The 22,822-nt window shown below is 55.1% G+C and carries 17 protein-coding genes; 8 read left to right on the top strand and 9 right to left on the bottom strand.

Features of this window, described 5'->3' with window-relative positions; translation table 11 throughout:
• The first annotated feature begins 3 nt into the window (after nt 1-3).
• The gene (gene rfbD, locus D3A97_RS11525; RefSeq protein WP_119078660.1) at nt 4-855 is read left to right on the top strand and encodes a dTDP-4-dehydrorhamnose reductase; all 852 of its coding nucleotides are present in this window, start codon (nt 4-6) and stop codon (nt 853-855) included.
• 2 nt (nt 856-857) lie between these two features.
• Here the strand turns inward: rfbD and D3A97_RS11520 are convergent, their stop codons facing one another.
• Entirely contained in the window at nt 858-1,511 is a 654-nt protein-coding gene (locus D3A97_RS11520) for an ABC transporter ATP-binding protein (protein ID WP_119078659.1), read from the bottom strand.
• A 99-nt stretch (nt 1,512-1,610) separates the two neighbouring features.
• On the opposite strand from D3A97_RS11520, the gene D3A97_RS11515 reads away from it, so the two are divergent.
• Nucleotides 1,611-1,832, top strand: a complete 222-nt coding sequence (locus tag D3A97_RS11515) for a DUF2795 domain-containing protein (protein ID WP_012794455.1) — start codon at nt 1,611-1,613, stop codon at nt 1,830-1,832.
• Nucleotides 1,833-1,949: 117 nt separating this feature from the next.
• Here the strand turns inward: D3A97_RS11515 and D3A97_RS11510 are convergent, their stop codons facing one another.
• The 5 genes from D3A97_RS11510 to D3A97_RS11490 form a co-directional block, all read right to left on the bottom strand.
• Nucleotides 1,950-2,762, bottom strand: coding sequence for an enoyl-ACP reductase FabI (locus D3A97_RS11510; protein ID WP_119078658.1), 813 nt, complete (start codon nt 2,760-2,762; stop codon nt 1,950-1,952).
• A gap of 48 nt (nt 2,763-2,810) precedes the next feature.
• Nucleotides 2,811-4,463 carry a DNA repair protein RecN gene (gene recN, locus D3A97_RS11505; protein WP_119078657.1) on the bottom strand — a complete coding sequence of 551 codons (1,653 nt, stop codon included), beginning with the start codon at nt 4,461-4,463 and terminating at the stop codon, nt 2,811-2,813.
• A 9-nt stretch (nt 4,464-4,472) separates the two neighbouring features.
• Nucleotides 4,473-5,960 (bottom strand): tetratricopeptide repeat protein, encoded by a 1,488-nt coding sequence (locus D3A97_RS11500; RefSeq protein WP_119078656.1) that lies wholly within the window; start codon nt 5,958-5,960, stop codon nt 4,473-4,475.
• 77 nt (nt 5,961-6,037) lie between these two features.
• The gene (locus tag D3A97_RS11495) at nt 6,038-6,790 is read right to left on the bottom strand and encodes a zinc ribbon domain-containing protein (RefSeq protein ID WP_119078655.1); all 753 of its coding nucleotides are present in this window, start codon (nt 6,788-6,790) and stop codon (nt 6,038-6,040) included.
• A gap of 3 nt (nt 6,791-6,793) precedes the next feature.
• Nucleotides 6,794-7,888, bottom strand: coding sequence for a Nif3-like dinuclear metal center hexameric protein (locus D3A97_RS11490; RefSeq protein ID WP_119078654.1), 1,095 nt, complete (start codon nt 7,886-7,888; stop codon nt 6,794-6,796).
• A gap of 45 nt (nt 7,889-7,933) precedes the next feature.
• On the opposite strand from D3A97_RS11490, the gene D3A97_RS11485 reads away from it, so the two are divergent.
• Nucleotides 7,934-9,445, top strand: coding sequence for a carboxypeptidase M32 (locus tag D3A97_RS11485; protein ID WP_119078653.1), 1,512 nt, complete (start codon nt 7,934-7,936; stop codon nt 9,443-9,445).
• Between the two features lie 68 nt (nt 9,446-9,513).
• On the opposite strand, the gene D3A97_RS11480 is transcribed toward D3A97_RS11485, so the two are convergent.
• Together D3A97_RS11480 and D3A97_RS11475 are read right to left on the bottom strand one after the other, a co-directional pair.
• Complete coding sequence (locus tag D3A97_RS11480; RefSeq protein ID WP_119078652.1) at nt 9,514-10,194, bottom strand: rhodanese-like domain-containing protein; 681 nt, start codon at nt 10,192-10,194, stop codon at nt 9,514-9,516.
• Nucleotides 10,195-10,230: 36 nt separating this feature from the next.
• Nucleotides 10,231-10,833 carry a methyltransferase domain-containing protein gene (locus D3A97_RS11475; RefSeq protein WP_119078651.1) on the bottom strand — a complete coding sequence of 201 codons (603 nt, stop codon included), beginning with the start codon at nt 10,831-10,833 and terminating at the stop codon, nt 10,231-10,233.
• Between the two features lie 185 nt (nt 10,834-11,018).
• Here D3A97_RS11475 and D3A97_RS25295 point away from each other — a divergent pair, with 185 nt between their 5' ends.
• The 4 genes from D3A97_RS25295 (at nt 11,019) to D3A97_RS11455 (ending at nt 20,297) form a co-directional block, all read left to right on the top strand.
• Nucleotides 11,019-15,866, top strand: coding sequence for a PKD domain-containing protein (locus tag D3A97_RS25295; RefSeq protein ID WP_119078650.1), 4,848 nt, complete (start codon nt 11,019-11,021; stop codon nt 15,864-15,866).
• Nucleotides 15,867-15,922: 56 nt separating this feature from the next.
• Nucleotides 15,923-18,763 carry a PKD domain-containing protein gene (locus tag D3A97_RS11465; RefSeq protein WP_119078649.1) on the top strand — a complete coding sequence of 947 codons (2,841 nt, stop codon included), beginning with the start codon at nt 15,923-15,925 and terminating at the stop codon, nt 18,761-18,763.
• 18 nt (nt 18,764-18,781) lie between these two features.
• Nucleotides 18,782-19,804: a PorP/SprF family type IX secretion system membrane protein gene (locus D3A97_RS11460; protein WP_119078648.1), complete on the top strand. Its 1,023-nt coding sequence runs from the start codon at nt 18,782-18,784 to the stop codon at nt 19,802-19,804.
• 142 nt (nt 19,805-19,946) lie between these two features.
• Nucleotides 19,947-20,297: a T9SS type A sorting domain-containing protein gene (locus D3A97_RS11455; protein WP_119078647.1), complete on the top strand. Its 351-nt coding sequence runs from the start codon at nt 19,947-19,949 to the stop codon at nt 20,295-20,297.
• Nucleotides 20,298-20,958: 661 nt separating this feature from the next.
• Here the strand turns inward: D3A97_RS11455 and D3A97_RS11450 are convergent.
• Nucleotides 20,959-22,131 carry a class I SAM-dependent rRNA methyltransferase gene (locus tag D3A97_RS11450; protein ID WP_119078646.1) on the bottom strand — a complete coding sequence of 391 codons (1,173 nt, stop codon included), beginning with the start codon at nt 22,129-22,131 and terminating at the stop codon, nt 20,959-20,961.
• 116 nt (nt 22,132-22,247) lie between these two features.
• On the opposite strand from D3A97_RS11450, the gene D3A97_RS11445 reads away from it, so the two are divergent.
• Nucleotides 22,248-22,817 (top strand): nucleotide exchange factor GrpE, encoded by a 570-nt coding sequence (locus D3A97_RS11445; protein WP_232825940.1) that lies wholly within the window; start codon nt 22,248-22,250, stop codon nt 22,815-22,817.
• The last annotated feature ends 5 nt before the right edge of the window (nt 22,818-22,822 follow it).

Genomic DNA, 22,822 nt, shown 5'->3' with positions numbered 1-22,822 from the left:
AGCATGAAGAACATCCTGGTTACAGGTGCGAAAGGCCAGCTGGGCCTGGCACTGCAATCTATTGCCGGCGGGTACCCTGACTTCCACCTGCTGTGTACGGACAAAGAGGAACTGGATATAACGGACGCCACCGCTGTGAACGCGTTTTTTGAACAACAGCCCATCCATGCGGTAGTGAACTGCGCCGCCTACACGGCGGTAGATAAAGCGGAACAGGATGAAGAGGCGGCGTTCCGGCTCAACTTCCAGGCGCCGCTTATCCTGGCGGAGGCCGCTATGCAGCATAACGCTGGCTTTATTCATATTTCAACTGATTATGTATTTGACGGCCGCGGCAGCCGGCCATATACGGAAACGGACGATACGTCTCCCCAGAGCATCTACGGCAGCTCCAAGCTCCGCGGGGAAGCCACCGTGCTGGGCATTCACCCCCAGGCCGTTGTACTGCGTACCTCCTGGCTGTATTCCCGCAACGGCGTCAATTTTGTGCTCCGCATGCAGCAGCTGATGCAGGAAAAAGAAAGCCTGAACGTGGTCTTTGACCAAACGGGCACCCCCACCTATGCGCCAGACCTGGCCGCAGCCATTTTTACCATTTTACAGCAGCCGGCAGAAGAACGCGGCGGAATTTACCACTACAGCAACGAGGGGGTAGCCAGCTGGTACGACTTTGCAGTGGCCATTAAAGCCCTTACGGGGGCCGCCTGCGCCATTCAGCCGGTCACCTCTGACCAGTTCCCTACCGCGGCGCAACGGCCTGCCTACAGCGTGTTAAACAAGGGGAAAATAAAATCGGTATACGGGTTAACCATACCTTACTGGAAAGACAGTTTGGCAGTTTGCCTGGCAAAATAATCTTAACTGACTATTTTACCGTCTTTCATCACTAACTGGCGATCACTCAGGGTCGCCAGTTCTTCGTTATGGGTCACTATAATGAAGGTTTGACCGAACTGGTCGCGGAGTTGCAGGAAAAGCTGGTGCAGTTCCCGGGCGTTGCGGGAGTCCAGGTTGCCGGTGGGCTCATCTGCCATGATCACGTCCGGGTTGTTAATGAGGGCCCTGGCTACGGCCACCCGTTGCTGCTCGCCGCCAGACAGCTCATTGGGGCGGTGCTCCAGCCGCTCCCCCAGCCCCAGGGTTTCCAGCAGGTACACCGCCCGCTCCTTTACCGCGCTCTTTTTAGCCCCGGCTATAAAACCCGGTATGCACACGTTTTCCAGGGCGCTGAACTCCGGCAGCAGGTGGTGGAACTGGAAAATGAAGCCAATATGCCGGTTCCGGAAGTCTGCCAGCTTTTTACCTTGTAAAGCCCCCGTTGATACCCCGTTTATGAGGATTTCCCCGCCGGAAGGCTCGTCCAGCGTGCCCAAAATATGCAGGAGCGTGCTTTTGCCCGCCCCGGAAGAGCCTACAATGGTCACTATTTCACCCTTACTGACAGAAATATCCACCCCCTTCAAAACCGAAAGGTTGGAATAATTTTTGGTAACATTGCGAGCAACAAGCATAACCGAACGAAGTAATTAACCGTTAAAATAGTAATAGTTGTTTATTTCAAATTAAATAATACTTTTGCGAAAATTTGGAAAAGTAAAAATTTATATACGATGTACTGGACCCTAGAATTAGCTTCGTACCTGGAGGACGCTCCATGGCCCGCTACAAAAGACGAACTCATAGACTACGCCATCCGTTCCGGTGCACCTATCGAAGTTATCGAAAACTTGCAGGAACTGGAAGATGAGGGGGAAATTTATGAAGGTATTGAGGATATATGGTCTGACTATCCGTCTCAGGACGACTTCTTCTTCAACGAAGACGAATATTAGCCGCCACCTGTACCTTAACTGCCCTCAGCGTTTACCTATGCTGAAAAAAATTAAAAGGAAAGTGTAAAAAGTATTCACTTCTTACGCTTTCCTTTTTTTATTGTCAATGCAATAGATCTATTTGTTCATTTCTTCAATAACGGCCGCAGAAACTCCGGTAAAGGAGAAACCGCCATCGTGGAAGAGGTTTTGCATGGTCACCATGCGGGTGTAGTCTGAGAACAGGGTAACGGTGTAATCCGCGCACTGGTCTGCCGTGGCATTACCCAGCGGGCTGGTTTTTTCGGCATAGCTGATAAAATCATTAAAGCCTTTTACGCCGCTGCCGGCCGTAGTGCGGGTGGGAGATTGTGAAATGGTATTGATCCTCACTTTCTTTTTCACGCCATAGTGGTAGCCAAAGCTGCGGGAAATAGACTCCAGCATGGATTTGGCGTCTGCCATGTCTCCATAGTCAGGGAATACCCGCTGCGCGGCAATATAGGTGAGCGCTACCACAGAGCCCCATTCGTTGATGGCATCCAGCTTATAGGCCGTTTGCAGCACGCGGTGCAGGGAGAGCGCTGAAATGTCAAGCCCTTTGTGAAAAAAGTCATAGTCCAGGTCAGTATAGGGTTTCCCTTTACGAACGTTCACACTCATACCAATGGAATGCAGCACAAAGTCGATCTTTCCGCCAAAGTGCTCCATAGATTTGGTAAACAGGTTGTTGAGGTCATCCATGCTGGTGGCGTCTGCCGCTATAACCGGGGCCTTGCAGGCTTCGGCCAGCTTGTTCAGCTCACCCATACGCAGCGCAATAGGGGCATTGGTCAGCACTATCTCCGCGCCTTCCTGTACGCAGCGCTCCGCGGTTTTCCACGCAATGGAATTTGAGTCCAGTGCTCCAAAGATGATACCTTTCTTCCCTTGTAATAAGTTATGAGCCATTGATTAAAATTTGGGCAAATTTAGCCGTTTAAACCGAAAATTGAAATGTTATTGCATAACCATCTCCCGGGCGTTCTCCAAAGCGGCGGCCGTGGGCTTTTCCCCGCCCAGCATTTTGGCAATGGCGGTGATGCGTTCCTCCTGGGTCAGCAGCCGCACGTGCGTGCGTACCTGCTCCCCTTCCAGCTGTTTGTATACAAAGTAATGTGCGTCTGCCTTGCCGGCCAGCTGCGGCTGGTGGGTGATGCACACCACCTGGTGGCCGCGGGCCAGTTCTTTCATGATAATGCCTACCTGCCGGGCCGCCTCACCGGAAATACCGGTATCTATTTCGTCAAATATCAGGGTGGGCAGCGCCACAGAGCGGGCCACCAGTGATTTGATGCAAAGCATCAGCCTGCTCAGTTCCCCGCCGGAAGCCACCTTCCGGATGGGGCCGAACTGGTTGCTCTTGTTGGCGTCAAACAGGAACTCTATGGCATCCTGCCCGTATGGCTGCAGCGGGCCCTGTTGCATATCCACTTTGATACGCGCATTGGGCATGCCTACCTGTGCCAGCAGGGCGTTCACCTTTTGCTCAAACGGCGCTACCTGCGCCTGGCGGGCTTTGGTGATACCGGCGGCCTCCTTTTCCAGTTGCTGCTGTAATGTTGTTATGCTTTTTTCCAGCTCCTGCATGCGGTCGTCCAGGTTGAGCATGCCTTCCAGCTTCTGCTCCAGCTCCGCCTGTATGGCCAGCAGGGCGGCCGTGTTCTGCACGGCGTGCTTTTTCAGCAGGCGGTTGGCCAGGTTCAGGCGCTCGTTCAACTGCTCCAGCCGCTCCCCGTCAAACTGCACGTGGTCATTGAGCTGTTCTATTTCCGAGGCAATGTCTTGCAGCTCCACATAGCTGCTTTGCATGCGCTCCGCCAGGGCGGGCACATCTTTATGGTAGGCGGCCAGCGATTGCAGGGAAGCCTGCAACTGCCGCAGCTGCTGCAAAATAGGCTGCTCGTCTTCCCCCAGCTGAAAACAGATGCGGTTGAGGGTGCCCTTGATCTCCTCCGCGTGGCTTAACAGCTGCTGTTCGGCTTCCAGGGCCTCTATTTCGCCTTCCTGCAGGGCTGCTTCCAGCAGCTCGTCCAGCAGGAACTTGTTGTAGTCGGATTCTTTATTGGCATGGTCACGCTGCTGCTGCAGGTCTTTCAGTTCCTTTTGCCGGCGCGCGTACTCCCTGAAGGAGCGGGCATAGGCCTGCAGGGCTTCCTGGTGGCCCGCCAGCGCATCTATCACTTCCCGCTGGAAACCTGATTTTTCCAGTTCCAGCGTATCGAACTGCTGGTGCAGGTCTACCAGCAGGCCGCTCAGTTCATGAAGCTGGCCCAGGTTTACCGGCGTGTCGTTAATGAATGCGCGGGATTTGCCGGCGGATGATATTTCGCGGCGGATGATCACGCTCTCTTCCATGTCCAGCTCATGGGCCTCAAAAAAGCCCTGCACCTGTTCTTTCTTCACTTTGAACTGCCCCTCTATCACGCATTTGCGGGTTTTGTCAAATAACACCGAAGGGTCTGCCCGCTCTCCCAATATCAGGCTGAGCGCCCCCAGCAGGATGGATTTACCGGCGCCCGTTTCCCCGGTGATCACATTGAGGTGAGCGGAAAGATCTACTTCCAGTTGCTCAATGATCGCGTAATTCTGAATGATTAAGCGGAATAACATATGTCAAATTTATTTTCCGTCTAGCCGGAGCAACCCGGCTTTTGCCCTTTGGTCCAGCGAGTTTTTATAGTCATGCCCCTGCATGTCCAGGCAGGTTTGGAAACTTTGCCGGGCTTTGGCCTTATCTCCCGCTTTTTCATAAATATAGCCTAATTGCAGGGCAGAGCGGGCGGCAAAATATTCAGGCCGGTTGCTGCCGAGCCTGATGGTGGTCTCATAGAGGCGCATGGCGTTGGAATCCAGCCCCATTTCGTCATAAATACGGCCCAGGCGGTAGGCATATTCCAGTTTTTCCGCCACGGTGGCAAAGTCTCCTGCGCGTTTGGCCAACAGCAGGTCACGCGCGGCGGTGTATTGCCCCCCGTCACTCATCAGGCGGGCCTTCAGCAGCACAGGGTTGGGCCACTGGCCGCTTTTGGCTTCTTTCTGGGCCTGTTTGTCCGCGTCGGTTTCCGTATTGCCGCGTTTGGTCACAAGGGAGCGGTATTTATTGGCCATGGCCATATTGCCTTTCAGGTAATAGGCCCAGCTCAGGCGCTGCAGGGCTTCTTTCACATAGAACTTGCCCTTGAAATTGTTCACGAACTTTTCCAGATAGGCAATGGCGTCATCATCCTGGCGCTCCAGCTTCATGATGCCCATCACATAGTTATGATAATGCACTTCAGCGTATTCCGGCGTATCGTTAAAATCTTCCAGCACCTTGATGCCCTGCGCGGCCTGCTGGGTGTTCATAGACAGGTTGGCCACCATCAGCGCAAACAGGTAGTTATGTTCCGTATCCAGCTTTTTCTGCTGGATGAACTGCCAGAGCTGCTCGGGTTTATTTTCGATAAACAGTTTGAGGTAGCAGTAATAGTAATAAGATTCTTCGCGGAAGGCCACGGCCGTGGGATCATGGCTGTCAATGAAGCCCTGCAGCGTGTTCATGCCGTCTTTAATGCTGCCGCGCAGGCCCAGTATGTTGGTGATCCATTTATACCCTTCGGGAACGGTGCCGAACACGGTTTGCATGGCGCCCACCATCATGTTGTTGGGTTGAAAACCGGGAAACTTCCGCTGGTTCTCTTTCAGCGTGAGATAGGATTTGCGTATTTCCCATACGGCATCCCACTTCTCGCCGAACTTCACGCGCACAATGGCCCACTGGAACTTGAGCGCGGCCTGCGTGTACAGGTACCAGGGAGAATCGGAAGGCCCCTGGCTCAACATATCCAGGCGGGCGGCGCGCTGTTTGCGCTGGCTCGCATATGCTGCCGGGTCTTCGTTGAAAAAGAGCGTAAAAAAATCAATATAGTTATCCAGGAAATATGGGAGCAGGTTATCCGGGTTGCTGTGTTTTTCTTCTTCCAGTATGGCCCTGCCGGTGTTGAGGCGCAGTTGCATAATGGCATCATAAGCCTGTTGGCAACGGGCATTCAGCTCATACTTTTTCTGCCGTGCATGTACGGTAACGGATATACTGCAGCAGACGGCAATGATGAAAATAAAACGCATAAGGGCAAAAATAAGGAACTCCGCGCAATGGACATGCGCGGAGTTCCTTTATGAAGATAAGTTATGTGCAGTGTTCACTAGATGGTAACGGTGGCATCCAGGTCATTGTCTACCACAATGCGGCCGCAGTGTTCGCAAACAATGATCTTTTTGCGCTGGCGGATCTCGGCCTGGCGCTGGGGAGGGATGGCGTTGAAGCAGCCGCCGCAGGAATCGCGCACAATGGTTACCACGGCCAGGCCGTTGCGGTAATTTTTGCGGATCTTTTCATAAGCCTGCAGCAAACGGGCGTCTACTTTCTCACGGGCATCGGCGCTCTGTTTCTCGTATTGTTTCTCTTCCTTGTCTGTTTCGCCGATGATCTTTTCCAGCTCGCCTTTTTTATGCTTCAGGTTCTGTTCCTTTTCAGCCACTACTTTTTTGGCTACTTCCAGGGCGCGGTTCTTTTCCTTGATCTCTTCGTTGGCGTCTTTTATATGCTTTTCGGCCAGCTTGATCTCCAGGTTCTGCATTTCGATCTCTTTGCTGATCGCTTCGAACTCACGGCTGTTCTTCACATTGTCCTGCTGCTTCTCGTATTTTTTTGCCAGGGCTTCCGCTTCCTTGATAGCTGCTTTTTTGGCGGCCACAAAATCGGAAATGCCTTTGATCTCATCTTCAATATGAGCCTGGCGGTGGTTGAGGCCTTCGATCTCGTCTTCCAGGTCCCGTACTTCCATCGGCAACTCACCTTTCAGTACCTGGATTTCGTCCAACTTGGAGTCGATCTTCTGCAGTTTCAGTACAGAGACCAGCTTTTCCTCAACGTTGTATTCTTTAACAGTAGCCATGTATTATAAATAATTTACCGGGTTTGTGTTGATGGTAGATTTTAGAGGCGCAAATTTACGGAAATTTTCAGTCAATATATGATAAAATAAGTCCACTGCGAACTGTTCGCTCTCAAAATGTCCTACATCCGCTATAATCAATTGATTTTCAGCATCAAAAAATTCATGATATTTAAAATCCGCAGATATGTAGGCGTCTGCCCCCGCGGCTTTGGCCTGCTTCAGCAGAAAACTGCCGGCCCCGCCGCAGAGGGCCACTTTCTTTACTTTTTTGTTCCGGAGGGGGGTATACCGCACACATCCCGTCAGGAAGCGCTCCTTTACCAGGCGCAGGAAGTCCATTTCGTCCATTGCCTCCGGCAGGGAGCCTACCAGGCCGGAGCCAACCTCCGCGTAGGCATTTTCCAGCTTCACCACATCGTACGCCACTTCTTCATAAGGGTGGTGCTGCAGCATGGCGCTGACCACCCGGCCTTCCAGGTGGGCGGGGAATATGACCTCTATCTTGATCTCTTCTTCATGATGCCTTTCCCCTGGCTGGCCCACATAGGGGTCTGTACCGGGCGCGCCGTTGAAAGTACCGGTGCCGGGATGGTAAAAGCTGCATTCCCCGTATTGGCCGATGTGGCCCGCGCCGGCGGCAAACAGGGCGTTCCGCACTATTTCAGCGTCGGCAACAGGGGCAAAGGTGTACAGCTTGCGCAGCAGCTCCCTTTTGGGCGCCAGCACCCGGGTGTGCTGAAGGTCCAGCCGGGCCGCCATCATGGCGCTGACACCGCCCCGCACATTGTCCAGGTTGGTATGGGCGGCATATACGGCAATATCATGCCTGATGGCCTTAATGGCCACGCGCTCAACATAATTGCGGCCGGTGATCTTTTTCAGCCCGCCAAACACAATGGGGTGATGGGCCACCACCAGGTTACATCCTTTTTCGAGCGCTTCGTCCATCACCGCCTCCGTTGCGTCTAGCGTCAGGAGCACACCGGTAACGGCGGCATCCGGGTTGCCGAAAATGAGGCCCGCATTATCGTAATGCTCCTGGTAGCTGGGCGGAGCAAACGCTTCCAGCACTTGTATTATATCTCGGATGTACATATCTTATAGGTGCGTTCCTTAGATTTGTAAAATAAAACGGTTTTAATGACAGTACAAAAAACTTCGGCCGACCTTTACCAGGATTATGTTGAAAAGATGCAGAAAATAGCGGATGTACGGAATGCCATGTCTGTATTAGGCTGGGACCAGGAAACCTACCTGCCTCCCGCCGGCGCCGCCTTCAGGGGCCGCCAGCTCACCACCCTCAGCACTATTGCACACGAACTGTTTGCCGATGAGGCGCTGGGCGCGCTGCTGCAAGAGCTGAACAGCCGCACAGACCTCAGCGCCATTCAACAAAAAAACGCCGCCCTCTCCCTTGAAGATTATGAAAAGAACCGCAAATACCCGGCTGCCTTTGTAGCGGAAATGTCTTCCGCCACCAACGCGGCCTACCATGCCTGGATCAAGGCGCGCAAAGAGAACAACTTTGCTGTTTTTGAACCGCTGCTGGCCCGCATGGTGGAACTGAAAAAGCAGGAAGCGGCCATACTGGGCTACACCGGCCACCCGTACGACGCGCATTTGAATGAATACGAAAAGGGGGCCGATGTGCAGATGCTGGACACCATTTTCAGGGACGTTAAGAACTCCCTGCTGCCGCTGCTGCAACAGATAGCCCTGCGCGATGTGCCTGACCGCAAGTTCCTCAACCGCCACTACGCCAAAGACCAGCAATGGGAGTTTGGCCTGGGCATACTGCGCTCCATGGGGTACGATTTCAACGCCGGCAGGCAGGATGTATCCGAGCACCCCTTCACCACCAGCTTCAACCCGCAGGATGTAAGGGTAACTACCCGCATAGACGAGCAAGACCTCGGCAACATGACCTGGAGCTGCATTCATGAAGGCGGGCATGCCCTTTATGAACAGGGGCTGCCCGTAGAAGAATACGGCCTGCCCTGCGGGGAGGCGGCCAGCCTGGGCATTCATGAGTCCCAGTCAAGGCTGTGGGAAAACAATGTAGGCAGAAGCCTCATTTTCTGGCAGCATCACTACGGCCGCCTGCAGGGCATTTTCCGCAGCAACCTGCTGGCGGTGCCTTTGCAGAACTTTTACACTGCCATCAACCTGGTGCAGCCCTCCCTCATCCGCACGGAAGCCGATGAGCTAACGTATCATTTCCACGTAATGATCCGGTACGAAATAGAAAAAGGGCTGATGGACGGTAGCCTGCAAACCAAAGACCTGCGCGAGGTCTGGAACCGGTACTACCAGGATTACCTGCAGGTAAAAGTACCGGACGATCTGCGGGGCGTGCTGCAGGACATACACTGGTCTCACGGCAGCTTCGGCTACTTCCCCACCTATTCTCTCGGCAGCTTTTACGCCGCCCAGTTATACAGCGCCGCGGTACAGCAGGTGCCCGGCCTCGAGAACGCCATTGCCGCCGGCTCCTACAATACGCTGCTGGAGTGGCTGCGCAGCAACATTCACCGCTACGGGCGCTTTTATACTTCCAATGAACTGTGTGAAAAAGTGACGGGGGAAAAACTGTCTTTCAAATACTTCCTGGCGTATGCGCAGCAAAAGTTCGGGGGGATCTACGGGTTGTAACGGTACGCAACCGCATAAAAAAAGATCGCCCGCATGAGCGATCTTTTTTTATGCCGCAGTATGTTTTGTTATTGCATGGCTGCCTTCATCTCTTCCAGCGTGGCTACCCCTTCTTTCCGCCATACTTCCTTGCCGTCTTTATACAGCACAAACGTAGGCAGTGTGGTGGCCTGTATGCGCTTCATCACGTCCGTATCTTTTCCGCCGTCTACATGCAGCACTTCTACTTTTTGCGCTGTCCGGAACTGTTTCACCACAGGCTCCATTTTACGGCAGGGCGGGCACCAGGCGGCGCCTACATCTACCAGTACCCATTTGCCGGCTTTAACGGCCTTCTGAAAGTCTGCAATGGCCATTTGCGGGCCCGGGGCAGCAGCGCCGGTCAGTTTTTTGCCGGCGTTCTTCCAGGCCATTACGCCGCCTGTCATCTCCACTACCTGCTCATAACCGTTTTCCCGCATCCATTTGGCGGCGGCGGTGCTGCGGCCGCCGCTCAGGCAATACACGTACACGGGCTTTGACTTGTCAATATATTTGACGCGTTCAAAAAATTCGTCTTTTTTAGTAAAATCCGCCTGCAGGGCATTTTGCAGGTGACCGGTGTTAAATTCCCTGGCGGTGCGCACGTCCAGCAGCTGTACGCCCGGTTGCCGCATGCCTTTTTCAAAAACTTCCGGCGTTACCGCATCCTGCGCCCAGCCTCCTGCCGCAACCAGCAGCAGGGCAACTGTAAATAGTATCCTGTTCATGAAGTGGTCCTTTGTTCAAACCTCAAAGATAGGCTTTTAGCGCTTCCTGGACAGGGGGTCCAGTTTCCTGAAGTTGATGAACACCTCTTTTCCCTGCCGGGCGGGGTGTGAATTATAACAAGGCGCAAAGGTCCTGAAACTGAAGTACGGCTCAAACATACGGCGGTACACCTTAATGCCGCCGCCAAACGGGGGGCCCGGCGCATCAAACTCCCGGTTGAACAATACGCCTACCAGCCGGCCCTCTTCCCAAAGCAGGTCATACATATGCCGCGCGTAGGCCTGGCGCAGGCCCGGGTCCAGCGCGCAGAGAAAGGTCTGCTCTATGATCAGGTCATACTCCGCCTCATGCTCAAAAAAATCGCCGGTCTCGAACTTGATGCCGGTTTGCTGATGCTCCCGTTTTAGCCGGTCTATGACCACCGTTGAAATATCCAGCACCGTAACGTCGTGAAAACCATTGTCCCACAGGTACCTGGCCTCATAACTGTTGCCCCCTCCCGGTATCAGTATCCGGAGGTGCTTGTTCGGCAGCTGGTCTATATAATGTTGTAATGGCGGAGATACTGTTCCCATGTCCCATTCTGTTTCACCACGCTCGTAGCGTGCGTTCCAATATGCTTTGTCTAATGCCTGCATCCCTTGAACTGTTTGTTTTGAAATACAGGGGTTTAGACCCCGGTATTGGCGGCAAATAAGTAATAAATCGGTTAACTGCTTGAAAACATAATGTTAATACAGACAGATAATTGTTTTTTAAATATTAATTTTATAATGTATTAGGGGCAGAACTATTAAGTGGCCGCCCTTTTATCCACATATCCATGATTGACCGTCTACGCGCTTCCTACTGGCGCGCATATCCTGCAATGCTCCTGATAGTGCTGCTTGGCGCTATAGCCCCTGCTTTTGCACAAAACGTCACGTTCACCGCCAGCAAGGAATCCGGCTGCGCCCCCCTTACCGTTTCATTCATCAACGGCTCCGATGCCGGGGCGCTCAGCTACAGCTGGGATTTTGGCAACGGCGGCAGCGGCACCACCACGCGCGATGCGGACAGGCTGTTCCTGGACCCTGGTACTTACTCCGTTACGCTCACGGTCACCTACCCGGGCGGGCCTAAGACCTTCAGCCGCACCATTACCGTATATGAAAATCCTGTGCCGGAGTTTGCCGTATCCGCCACCACCGGCTGCACGCCGCTGCAGGTGCAATTCACAGACCAGTCTGCTCCCGGCTCGGGCACTATCAGCAGCGTGGTGTGGGACTTTGGGGACGGGCTTACCTCCCCGGAGGCCAGCCCCGCGCATACCTACAGCATAGGCGGTTCCTTTTCCATTTCCACCATTGTGACCAACAGCTTCGGCTGCTCAAAAGGCCTCACCAAAACACGGCTGATCACAGTAGGAGAAACGCCCCAGGTAGACTTCACCGCCAATGTGACCAGCAGCTGCACCACACCGCTGCCCGTTACCTTTTTTATCAACGGCCCCGGGGGGCTTACCTATACCTGGGACTTTGGGGACCCGGCCTCCGGCGCGGCCAACACGTCTACAGACCCGCAGCCTTCTCATGAGTACACGCAGGAAGGGCGCTACACCGTAACGCTGGTGGCACGCACGGCGGAGGGCTGCGAAGCCGTGGTCACCAAACAGTCCTACATCGTGATAGAACGTACCAAAGCGGATTTCGATATAGCAGGCCCCGCCTGCGCGGGCGCGCTGGTTACGCTGGAGAACACCACCATGCCGCGGCCCCAGCAGTCTACCTGGACGCTGCCAGACGGCAGCACCTCTTCCGCCACCAATGCCGTATACATCTTCCCCGCGCCGGGAGACTACCAGGTAACGCTCTACACCGGCCTGCCCGGCTGCATGGAAACCGTCACAAAGACCATTACCGTACACGAGCCGCCCACCGCCGCTTTCACCGCTTCACCGCTCACCGGCTGCAGCGTTCCTTTCACCACACAATTCAGCTCGCAATCCCAGGGAGCAACTGCCTGGCAGTGGACGTTCGGGGATGGCGCCACGGCATCGGAAGAATCTCCCTCGCACATATACCAGCAGTTCGGTGACTATGCGGTGACCCTCCGGGTAGAAAATGCGCAGGGCTGCGCCGCCGTGGCCAGCAGGCCGCAATACATACAGGTGCAGGAGCCCAGTATGCAAATAAACCGCTCCGCGCAGGAAGGCTGCCTGCCGCTGGATGTTTCTTTCAGCGCCGCCCTGCGCTCCATAGGCACCATCACGTCCTGGCACTGGGATTTTGGTGACGGCGCCACGTCTGCAGAAGCCCAGCCTTCGCACACCTATACTACAGAGGGCCAGTTCATTATTACGTTAACGGCGGAACTGGCGGGCGGTTGCCGCATCGTACGCCAGTCTATTGTATCTGCCGGTGAAATTCCCGTAGTGGATTTCGATGCCAGCCCGAAAGAGCCCTGCGCCAATGAAATGGTGCGCTTCGAAAACCTCAGCCAGCCCCGCGGTACGGAATGGTTGTGGACGTTTCACCAAGACGGCGCCACCTCCACCACGGAAAACCCCCAACGGCAATTCAGGAACGTGGGGCTGCACAGCGTTACCCTGCAGGTCAACAACTACGGCTGCCGCCGCTCGCTCACCAAAACGGACCTGATCACCCTCAAGCCGCCGGTGGCCAACTTCGGTTTTACGCAAGACTGTAGTGACCGGTATTCCGTTACCTTCCGGGACGTGTCCGATTTTGGCCCGCTGCCTACGCCGCAGCACTGGGTGTGGGATTTTGGTGACGGCAATACCTCCACAGATCAGCATCCCGTACATGTATACGCCACGCCAGGCCTGTACAGTGTACGGCTTACCGTGAACAACGAAAACTGCGAATCAGATTTTATAAGGCAAGTGCGCATCATAGACGAAAAGCCGGTTGTGCATGCGGACCAGACCACCGTTTGCGCCGGTACCCCGGTGATCATCAGCCGCGATGCATTGAACGAGGCCAACATCCGCCGCTGGTACTGGAACTGGGGAGACAACACCTATTCTCCCAACCCCGGCGATGCCATCAGCAAAACCTATACGCAGCCCGGTACCTACCAGGTTACATTGGAAATAACAGACCTGAACAATTGCGTGACCACATCCGCGCCCGTTACCATACAGGTGAACGGCGCTGTGGCGGATTTTTCTTTCAGCGGCCGCAACTGCCGCAACGACGAGATCACTTTCACAGATGCCTCCACCGCCACCCATGGCAACGCCCTTACCAGCTGGAGCTGGAACTTCGGGGACGGTACGCCGGCGGAAACAGTGACCGCCCGGCCGGTTGACCACAAGCACGCCTTTGCCAACATGGGAACGTACAACGTGCAGCTCCACATCACAGATAACACCGGCTGCGAAACTTCCGTTACCAGACCCGTACCGGTTACCGGCGTTACGGCAGATTTCCGTTCCGCCTCCCCCATTGCCTGCCTTAACCAGGAGATGCTGTTCAGCAACCTGGCTACCGGCGCCAACCTGCAATACGCCTGGAACTTTGGGGACAATACCACCAGTACGGATGCGCATCCCCTCAAACAATACGGCCAGCCGGGGCGCTACACGGTAACCCTCACCGTAACCGGCGGGCCGGGCTGTACGGCTACCATGGTGAAAGATGCGTACATCCATGTGCCTGATCCGCAGGCCAGGTTCAGCGTGCCTTCCAGCCTCTCGGAATGCCCGCCCGTACTGGTGCAGACCACCAACCAGAGCACAGACTTTGTGCGCTCCGTGTGGAGCTTTGGAGACGGCAGCCGCTCCAGCCTGGAATCTCCTTCTCACGTATACAATATACCGGGCACCTATACCATCAGCCTGGACGTATATTCCGAGGGAGACTGCATCAGCAGCGTATCAAAGAGCGTGAAGATAGAAGGCCCTACCGGCACCAGCAACTGGACGCCGGAAAGCGGTTGCGTGCCCCTGGCAGCTTCGTTCACCGCCAGCTCGCCCAACGCGGTGAAGTACATCTGGGACTTTGACAACGGCACGGTACAGACCACTGTGACCAATACCGTGCAATATACCTACACCAACCAGGGCGTCTACACCCCCAGGGTGATACTGGAAGACGCCAAAGGCTGCCAGGTGCCCGCGCAAAGCTCCGGCCCCAACATCATTGCAGACGGGGTCAACGCCGCGTTTGTGCTGGATGACAGCCGCGCCTGCGATGCCGGGGAAGTGTTCTTTACAGACCAGAGCACCGGCCTTTCCAAAGACCGCCTGGGGCAGCCGCATACCTTCCGCTGGGATTTCGGGTACGCCAACCGTACAGATGATGTGAGCACCCTGCAAAACCCGTCTTTTCTCTACCAGGGCGCAGGCGCCTATACCGCGCACCTGGAAGTGACCACCGCGTACGGATGTACGGACGAAGTGACCGGCGCCGTTACCGTAGAGCCTTTACCGGAGGCCCTCATCAACCCGGTGGGGCCGGTATGCGAGGGAGATACCGTCCGCCTTTCCGGCCGGGAAAATAAGGGCCTGCCCGGCACGCACTGGCAGTGGCTGGTAGACGGGCAGCCGTACAACGGGCCGCATATTGCGCCCAGGCTGGCTTTCAGGGATGCGGGCCAGCATACCGTGCAGCTGGTGATCACTAACGAGAACAACAAGTGCCCCAATACGGCCACAACCAACATCAGCGTAAACCCGCTGCCCTCGCTGAACGTAAGCCCGCGGCAAACCAGCATCTGCCTGGGCCAGTCCCTGCAGCTGCAGTCTAACGCAGGCAACGCCCAGCTCAGCTGGACGGATTACAATATTTCCAATGCAAGCGCCGCCAACCCCTCCGTAAGCCCGGCAGTAGATACAGTATACCGCGTACAGGCCATCAACCAGTTTGGCTGCATGCGGAGAGACTCCGCCAGGGTGGCCGTTTCCCAGCCCTTTACCGTGCGCGCCACGGACGCCGTGATGTGCAGCGGCAAACCCACGCAACTGCATGCCGCCGGCGCTGTTTCTTACCGGTGGATGCCCGCCACAGGCCTCAGCCGGGCAGACGTGGCCAGCCCCCTGGCCGCACCGGCTTCCACCACGCAGTACCAGGTGGTGGGATATGGTGCAGACAACTGTTTTACCGATACGGCCAACGTAACGCTGACCGTCAACCCCAGTCCCGATATACACACCATGCCCGTAGAAGTGGCTGCCGGTACTTCCGTACCGCTGCATGTACAGGGCGGGGCAGACGTAACGCAGTGGAACTGGTACCCCAACCAATGGATATCCTGCGCAGATTGTGCCGCGCCGGTTATAACGCCCAAAGGCGATGTGACCTACAACATCACCGCCACCAATTCATTTGGCTGCCAGACCATTGCCCTGCTGCCTGTCAAGCTCGTATGCCCGGGCAGCACCGCCTTTCTGCCCAACAGCTTCAGCCCCAACGGGGACGGGCAGAACGATGTGTTCTACGTGCGGGGCGCGGGCATCAGCGTAGTCAGGTCTTTCAAAATATTCAACCGCTGGGGGCAGCTCATGTTTGAGCGGGCCAACTGTAATACCGACGATGTTTCCTGCGGGTGGGACGGCCGCTTTAACGGCAAACTGCTGCCGCCTGACGTGTATATATATTTCGCGGAGCTGACCTGCGCCACCAACGAACCGTTGCTGCTTAAGGGAAATGTGACGCTTTTGCGCTAATATTCAAATAATATTATAAATTTGTATAATTCATAATTATCCATATCCTGTGAAAGATGACACCTGCCAAGAAAAACCAGTTTTACCGTAGATGGCTGATATGGTGCCTTACCATGTTGCCGGGGGCCTTGATGGCCCAGCAGGCGGCATTTACCTATACCGCATCGCCGGTAACCCTTTGCGGGCCGGCCACCTTTACGTTTCAGCAAACCAGCGGCGGCGCGCCCCTGAGCGTGGTGTGGGACTTCGGGAACGGGCGCACCTCCCGGGAGCTGCGGCCCGTGATCACTTTTACCGAGCCCGGCCCGGTGTCTGTAACGCTCACCGCGTATTACAGCAACAGCACCAGCAGCACCACGCAGAGTTTTGTGGTATACGGCGCGCCGGCGGCAGATTTTTCGGCAGACCGGCAGATAGCCTGCGGCCCCTATACGGCCACGTTTACAGACCTCACGCCCGGCGGGCAGCAGCGTACCTGGGATTTTGGTGACGGCTCCGCGCCCGTTACCACCGGCCAGGCTACCGTTACCCACCAGTACGGCCGCACAGATACATTCACCGTACAACTCACGGTAACCAACGCCAACGGCTGTACCAACACGGTGACCAAGAAAGATCTTATTGCCATTGCCGCCCCGGAAATTACGGTGACCGGCAACGCGCTGGAAGGCTGCGCGCCTTTCCAGGCGGGGCTTACAGCGCAGGTAACCACCATCAACAACGATCCCGTAACCGCCTATAACTGGATCTTTGGGGACGGGCAGAGCGGCAGCGCGGCCATACCCGCCATACAACATACCTATACCAGTACCGGCACCTACAACGTCAGCCTGTCTGTTACCACGCAGCAGGGCTGCACCGCATTGAAAAACTTTCCGCAACTGGTAAGTACCGGCACCCCGCCGCAGCAGGTGAGCTTTACCGCTACGCGGCCCAATGACTGCGCCGGCACCAGCACCCGCCTGCTGGCCTCCGCCACCAACGCCACCCGCTACCGCTGGGACTTTGGGGACGGGCAAACGCATGAAGGGCCGGAGAATGACGTTAACCATTCTTTTCGTACAACCGGCAGCGTTACCGTGCAAATGAGCGCCGGCTCCAATGGCTGCTATACCGCCGCCACACCGGTAACGCTGGCTGCCAGCGGGCCGGTGGCTGATTTCAGCTTCACCCGCCTGTGCAACAACAAGAACGCCTACACCTTTACCAACACCTCCGCCGGTGCGCCGGGAGATACCTACGAGTGGTATTTTGACGACAATACGCCGCTGAACAACAGCATGCACCCCACCCATGAATTTACCCAGCCGGGCACCTACAACGTGCGCCTGGTGGCCCGCAATGCGGCGCAAACCTGCATGAGCACTGTTTTCAGAACGGTACAGGTGTTCAATGCGGACTTCCATACCGGCGTGGGCACGGTATGCCGCAACAGCGAAGTGCCGTACGGGGTGGTGCATGTTCCGCATACCCTGGTAGACACCTATAGCTGGCGCTTTGGAGACGGCAGCGTGCTCAATACAACGGAGGTGGACATACGAAAAACGATACCCATTACCGGCGTTTTCACTGACATGCTGGTGATCTTCTATAAAGACCCGGCCTATTGTAACGATACCGTGGTGAAGCAGCAGCACCTGAACGTGATTGCCCCGGCGGCGTATTTCACCCTGGCCACAGGCGCCTGCGAAGGCCAGCCCGTAAAATTCCAGGATGCCTCCAGCCCCTCTCCCAATATTCCGCTCACCAACTGGCAGTGGGATTTTGGCAACGGCGCAACCTCTTCCGTACAGGCCCCGCCAGCCACGCTGTTCAGCGCCAGCGGACAGTACCCGGTAAAGCTGGTAGTGAAAGACGCGCGTAACTGTACGGACTCCATTACCCTGCAAACGCCTGTTTACGCCAGCCCTATTGTACATGCGCTGACCCCGCAGGCCAAACTCTGCGAAGGCAACAGCGTTGCCCTGCAGGGCATCAGCAACGCCCCGCTGCAATGGCAGCCGGCCTACCAGCTGGGCTGCGCCAATTGCCCCAACCCTGTTGTTACGCCGCTGAAAGACACCGCTTATATTGCCACCGCCACTACCGCCAACGGCTGCACGGCCAGTGATACGGTAGCGCTGCAGGTAGTGCCTGCCGTGCTGCTGGCCGTAAGTCCTGACACGGCCATCTGCCGCGGTATGAGCGCGCAGCTGCGGGCGGAAGGCGCCGCGTTCTATACCTGGACGCCCGCCGGTACCTCCGGCGCCAATACGGCCATGCCCGTAGTAGCGCCCACAGACAATACCGCCTACACCGTTACCGCCGGCAATGACCCGGCCTGCCCTTCCGCCACCGCACAGGTCAACATTACCGTAAAGCCCGTGCCCGCCGTCAATGCCGGGCCAGACCAGGTAATTGCCGCAGGCAGCCTGCTGTACCTCAACGGATCGTACAGCGCGGACGTGGTGAGCGCGGAGTGGGCACCCGATACTTACCTGGACTGCCCCTCCTGCCCTGCAACCGTGGCGGCGCCGCGGCAGTCTATGGACTATGCCCTGGAAGTGACCAACACCGCGGGCTGCAAGGCTTCAGATGTGATGAACGTAAAACTGGTGTGCGACCAGGGGCTGGTGTTCCTGCCCGGCGGCTTCTCTCCCAACGGGGACGGGGAAAACGATATCTTCTACCCGCGCGGCAAAGGCGTGCGCCAGGTAGTTTCCTTACGCATTTTCAACCGGCTGGGGCAGGAAGTGTTCCGCCGGGAAAACTTTAACATAGATGATATCAGCCAGGGATGGAACGGGGCCACGAACGGCCGGGAAGCAGGCGCAGGCGTGTATGTATGGCTGTTTGACGCCATCTGCGACACCGGCGAGCGCTTCCAGCTGAAAGGGAATGTTACTTTATTACGATAACAAAAAATACGCACAAGCATGAAAAGGCTGTGGAAAAGCGCCATACTGCTGGCAATGGGGATACAGGCCGGGGCGCAGGACATACACCTCTCGCAGTTCGCGGAAACGCCCATCTTGCGCAATCCGGCACTGATAGGGATCTTCAAGGGAGACGTGCGGCTGCAGGCGGTATACCGCAACCAGTGGAACAGCGTAACCGTTCCTTACCAGACGGGCACCATGAGCGGAGAAATGAAGTTCCCCGTAGGGAACTATAATGATCACGTAACGGCCGGCCTGCAATTGTCTTACGACAAGGCGGGCACCTCCGCCCTGCAGTCTGTGCAGATATTGCCGGCCATCAACTACCACAAGTCCCTCAGCGAAGATAAAAGCAGCTTCCTGTCTGTAGGGTTCATGGGCGGCATGGTACAACGCCAGTTCGACCCTACCCACCTCACCTTCAACAACCAGTATACCGGCGGGCGGTTTGACCCTTACGCCCCTACCGGGGAAGAAGGCCGCCTGGCCAGGATAGGCTACCGCTACTGGGACGTGGGCGCCGGTATCAGCTACAACGGGGTGATCGGTGAAGCCACCAACTACTTTGTGGGAGCCGCCTATTACCACTTCAACAGGCCCTCCGTGTCTTTTTACGGGGACGACAAGGTGACCCTTGACCCCAAAATGAGCTTCAACCTGGGTATTACCATCCCCGTGTCTGAACGGGTAAAAATAGTGGCGCATTACAACCAGATGCACCAGGGCGCCTATACAGAGTTCATTGGCGGGGGGCTGGTAGGTTACGGGCTGATGGACCAGGGCCTGGAGTCTGACCGGGGCGTGTACGGCGGCCTTTTTTACCGCTGGAACGACGCCCTGGTGCCGGTGGTGCGGCTGGACATGGGGGCCTATGAAATTGGGGTAAGCTATGATGTGAACATGTCAAAACTGCGTACGGCCAGCCAGAACATGGGCGGGTTCGAGGTTTCCATGGTTTTCAAGAATTTTCTGAACAGCCGGAGCACTACGCTCAACAGCGTAACATGCCCCTCGTTCTGAACGGGACTGTTAAAAAGCGTTAAAATTTTGAAAAAAAGCCTTCCTCGTATTTACTTTTTGGCGCGTGGTTTGTTATATTTACAAGGAACTAAATCAGGAAAGATTTGAGTAATATTTAAAAAAATTATTATCTTTGAATACTATGTTCAAAAACTCTACTCTCATTTTACTTTTACTGCTCTGTACCTTTGCCTTGCCGGCATGGTCTCAAAGCAAACCTACTTCTACCGAGCAGGAGAGTGTTGTTAAGATCGTGAAAGCCTATCCGAACCCTGCCTCCACAAAGATTTATTTCGAAATTCAGCGTAATAACGACAAGATATACGAGATTATTGTTTTCAACTTCCTCGGTAAAAAAGTTGATCACCTGAAGAACGTAAGCGTTAAAAAGGAACTGAACCTGGAAAACTACTACAGCGGCCTGTATATTTTCCAGCTGCGGGAAGTCAACGGCACCCTGGTGGAATCGGGGAAATTTAACGTAGTGAAATAAAAACTGCTTCAAACGATATAAAAAAGGGTACTTCCTGACGGGATGTACCCTTTTTTCATTCCGGGCAGTGCCTTCTCCATAACCATGCTTTGGCAGCGTTTGCAGCATAAGGCATATCCTTGTCTGATCTAGGTGTAATCCGGGGTCTTCCCTGGGCTGAACTAGGTGGGAACTAGGTACGAACTAGGTACGAACTAGGTCTAATATAGGTGTGATATAGGTCTAATATAGGTCTGATATAGGTAGGATATAGGTAGGATATAGGTCTGTCTTATACATCGGTCAGGGTCTAGTCCTGAAATAGGTTTACCCCCATTGTGCCTTATCCAGGCCCCACCCTGCCCCGTGGTTCCTTCCAGTCACCTCCGTAGTAACCTCCACCTTACTCCCAGGATACTCCCACCATAGTGTATGGGGAGTGTATGTTTTCAGCATAAACACCGTTGTAGTGACTTTACAACCAACACATTCTCAACTACTTATATACCACTTTGGCCGAAATGACCCTTATTTTCATGCACTAAGGCTTATAAAGACCTGTAAATCAATAAAAAAATGTACCCGATGCCGCTGTGAAAGCGCTGTGTTCCAGCGGCCTGAGTACCTCTCAGAGGGAAAAAGCCCCTGCAAGGGGCCAGATACGAACAAATTGCGCGGCCCGCTACTGCACCTCCACGATCAGGAACTTCAGGTAGGTGGTATTTTCGATGTTCCAGAGTATCGGGTGGTCTTGCGCCTGGGTCAGGAAGGTAACCTGCCGCAGCTTTTTGCGGGCGTCTTTGGCCGCCATGTCTATGATTTCCAGGAACAGGGACGGGTTTACCAGGTTGGTACAGCTGGCGGTAACAAGGAAGCCGCCCGGCTTCAGCAGTTTCATGCCCCGCAGGTTGATCTCCTTATACCCGGTAATGGCTTTCTGGATGTTTTCCCGGCTCTTGGTAAAGGCGGGCGGGTCCAGTATCACCACGTCAAATTTCCGCTCCTCTTTTGTCCACTGCTTCAGCTGGTCAAAGGCGTTCACGGCCTGGAACCGGCAAATGTCCTGCAGGTTGTTCAGCTCCGCGTTGCGGCGGGCCGTGGCTACGGCATGTTCAGAAATATCAAGCCCCAGCACGCTTTTGGCCCCGTAGTGGCCGGCGTGGCAAGAGAAGGTGCCGGTGTAGCAGAAGGCCTCCAGCACGTCCGCCCCCTTCACAATATGCTGAATGGCCCGGCGGTTGTCCTGCTGGTCAAGGAAATACCCCGTTTTCTGGCCGTTTTCGATGTCTACATGGAATTTCAGCCCGTTTTCGTGCAGGATGATGTTGGTGTCAAAAGGGGCGCTTAAAAAGCCCTTCTGCTGTGGCAGGCCTTCCAGCTCCCGCACCGGTACGTCATTCCGCTCGTAAATGCCTTTGGGATTGAAAATTTGCTGCAGGGCGGCTACGATGGCCGGCTTCCACTTGTCCATGCCCAGCGCCAGGGTCTGGATCACCAGGTAATCGTTGAACTTGTCAATGATGAGGGCGGGCAGCTCGTCCGCTTCCCCAAAAACCAGGCGGCAGTTTTCCACATACCCTATCTTTTTGCGGTAATCCCAGGCTTTTTGCAGGCGATGCAGGAAAAAAGCATCGTTTACCTGCTCCTGCCGGTTGCGGGTGAGCAGCCGTACCAGTATCTGGGACTGGGGGTTGATGTATCCCCGGCCTACAAAAACACCGTTGTGCGTGAAAACGTCCACAATATCCCCGGGGGTCACTTCCCCCTCCACCTGGCCTACTTCATTGCCGAATATCCAGGGATGCCCCAGCAGTACCCTGTTCTGTATCTTTTTCTTGAGAAAAACCTTTGTCATGCCCCGCAAAGATAAACGACGGCGCAGGAATTACGCACGGCTTCTGCCAAATTGTCCCCTCCGCCCCCATTGGCAAAATAATTGCCCGTTGTACTTTTGCAGATAATTATACCATCATGACAGAAAAAGACAAAGAAATGCAGGCAAATGGGCAGCCGGACCCCAACGAGATTGACATTAATTCCGATGAGAACCAGAGCGGCTCTACCCATTTGAACGACGCCGTGCAAGATGAGGGTGAACTGGGAAAGGCCCAGGCGGAACTGGAGGAACTGAAGAAAAAGTACCTGCTGCTGAACGCTGACTTCGATAATTATAAAAAAAGGACCGCCCGGGAACGTATCGAACTGATCGGCACGGCCAACCGGGAAGTGGTGACCGCCCTGCTGGAGGTACTGGACGATGCGGACAGGGCTGCTCAGCAAATGGAAAAAACGCCAGGCAACGAAGCGGTGAAAGACGGCGTGCTGCTTGTTTTCAATAAGCTGCGCAATATCCTGTACAGCAAGGGCCTGAAGCCCATGGAAAGCCTTCACCAGGAGTTTGATGCCGACCTCCATGAGGCCATTACGGAAATTCCCGCGCCTACGGAAGACCTGAAAGGGAAAGTGGTGGATGAGCTGCAAAAAGGCTACTACCTGAACGACAAAATTATTCGCCATGCCCGCGTTGTGGTGGGAAAATAACCATG

The organism is Chitinophaga alhagiae (assembly GCF_003568665.1).
Classification (GTDB): domain Bacteria; phylum Bacteroidota; class Bacteroidia; order Chitinophagales; family Chitinophagaceae; genus Chitinophaga; species Chitinophaga alhagiae.
This window is presented reverse-complemented; position numbering and strand designations above follow the sequence as displayed.

Coding starts and splice junctions, on each gene's coding strand:
- rfbD (WP_119078660.1), top strand. CDS start 4: ATGAAGAACATCCTGGTTACAGGTGCGAAAGGCCAGCTGGGCCTGGCA.
- D3A97_RS11510 (WP_119078658.1), bottom strand. CDS start 2,762: ATGGCTCATAACTTATTACAAGGGAAGAAAGGTATCATCTTTGGAGCA.
- D3A97_RS11500 (WP_119078656.1), bottom strand. CDS start 5,960: ATGCGTTTTATTTTCATCATTGCCGTCTGCTGCAGTATATCCGTTACC.
- D3A97_RS11445 (WP_232825940.1), top strand. CDS start 22,248: ATGACAGAAAAAGACAAAGAAATGCAGGCAAATGGGCAGCCGGACCCC.
- D3A97_RS11520 (WP_119078659.1), bottom strand. CDS start 1,511: ATGCTTGTTGCTCGCAATGTTACCAAAAATTATTCCAACCTTTCGGTT.
- D3A97_RS11460 (WP_119078648.1), top strand. CDS start 18,782: ATGAAAAGGCTGTGGAAAAGCGCCATACTGCTGGCAATGGGGATACAG.
- D3A97_RS11455 (WP_119078647.1), top strand. CDS start 19,947: ATGTTCAAAAACTCTACTCTCATTTTACTTTTACTGCTCTGTACCTTT.
- D3A97_RS11475 (WP_119078651.1), bottom strand. CDS start 10,833: ATGCAGGCATTAGACAAAGCATATTGGAACGCACGCTACGAGCGTGGT.
- D3A97_RS11515 (WP_012794455.1), top strand. CDS start 1,611: ATGTACTGGACCCTAGAATTAGCTTCGTACCTGGAGGACGCTCCATGG.
- D3A97_RS11490 (WP_119078654.1), bottom strand. CDS start 7,888: ATGTACATCCGAGATATAATACAAGTGCTGGAAGCGTTTGCTCCGCCC.
- D3A97_RS11485 (WP_119078653.1), top strand. CDS start 7,934: ATGACAGTACAAAAAACTTCGGCCGACCTTTACCAGGATTATGTTGAA.
- D3A97_RS11480 (WP_119078652.1), bottom strand. CDS start 10,194: ATGAACAGGATACTATTTACAGTTGCCCTGCTGCTGGTTGCGGCAGGA.
- D3A97_RS11465 (WP_119078649.1), top strand. CDS start 15,923: ATGACACCTGCCAAGAAAAACCAGTTTTACCGTAGATGGCTGATATGG.
- D3A97_RS11450 (WP_119078646.1), bottom strand. CDS start 22,131: ATGACAAAGGTTTTTCTCAAGAAAAAGATACAGAACAGGGTACTGCTG.
- recN (WP_119078657.1), bottom strand. CDS start 4,463: ATGTTATTCCGCTTAATCATTCAGAATTACGCGATCATTGAGCAACTG.
- D3A97_RS25295 (WP_119078650.1), top strand. CDS start 11,019: ATGATTGACCGTCTACGCGCTTCCTACTGGCGCGCATATCCTGCAATG.
- D3A97_RS11495 (WP_119078655.1), bottom strand. CDS start 6,790: ATGGCTACTGTTAAAGAATACAACGTTGAGGAAAAGCTGGTCTCTGTA.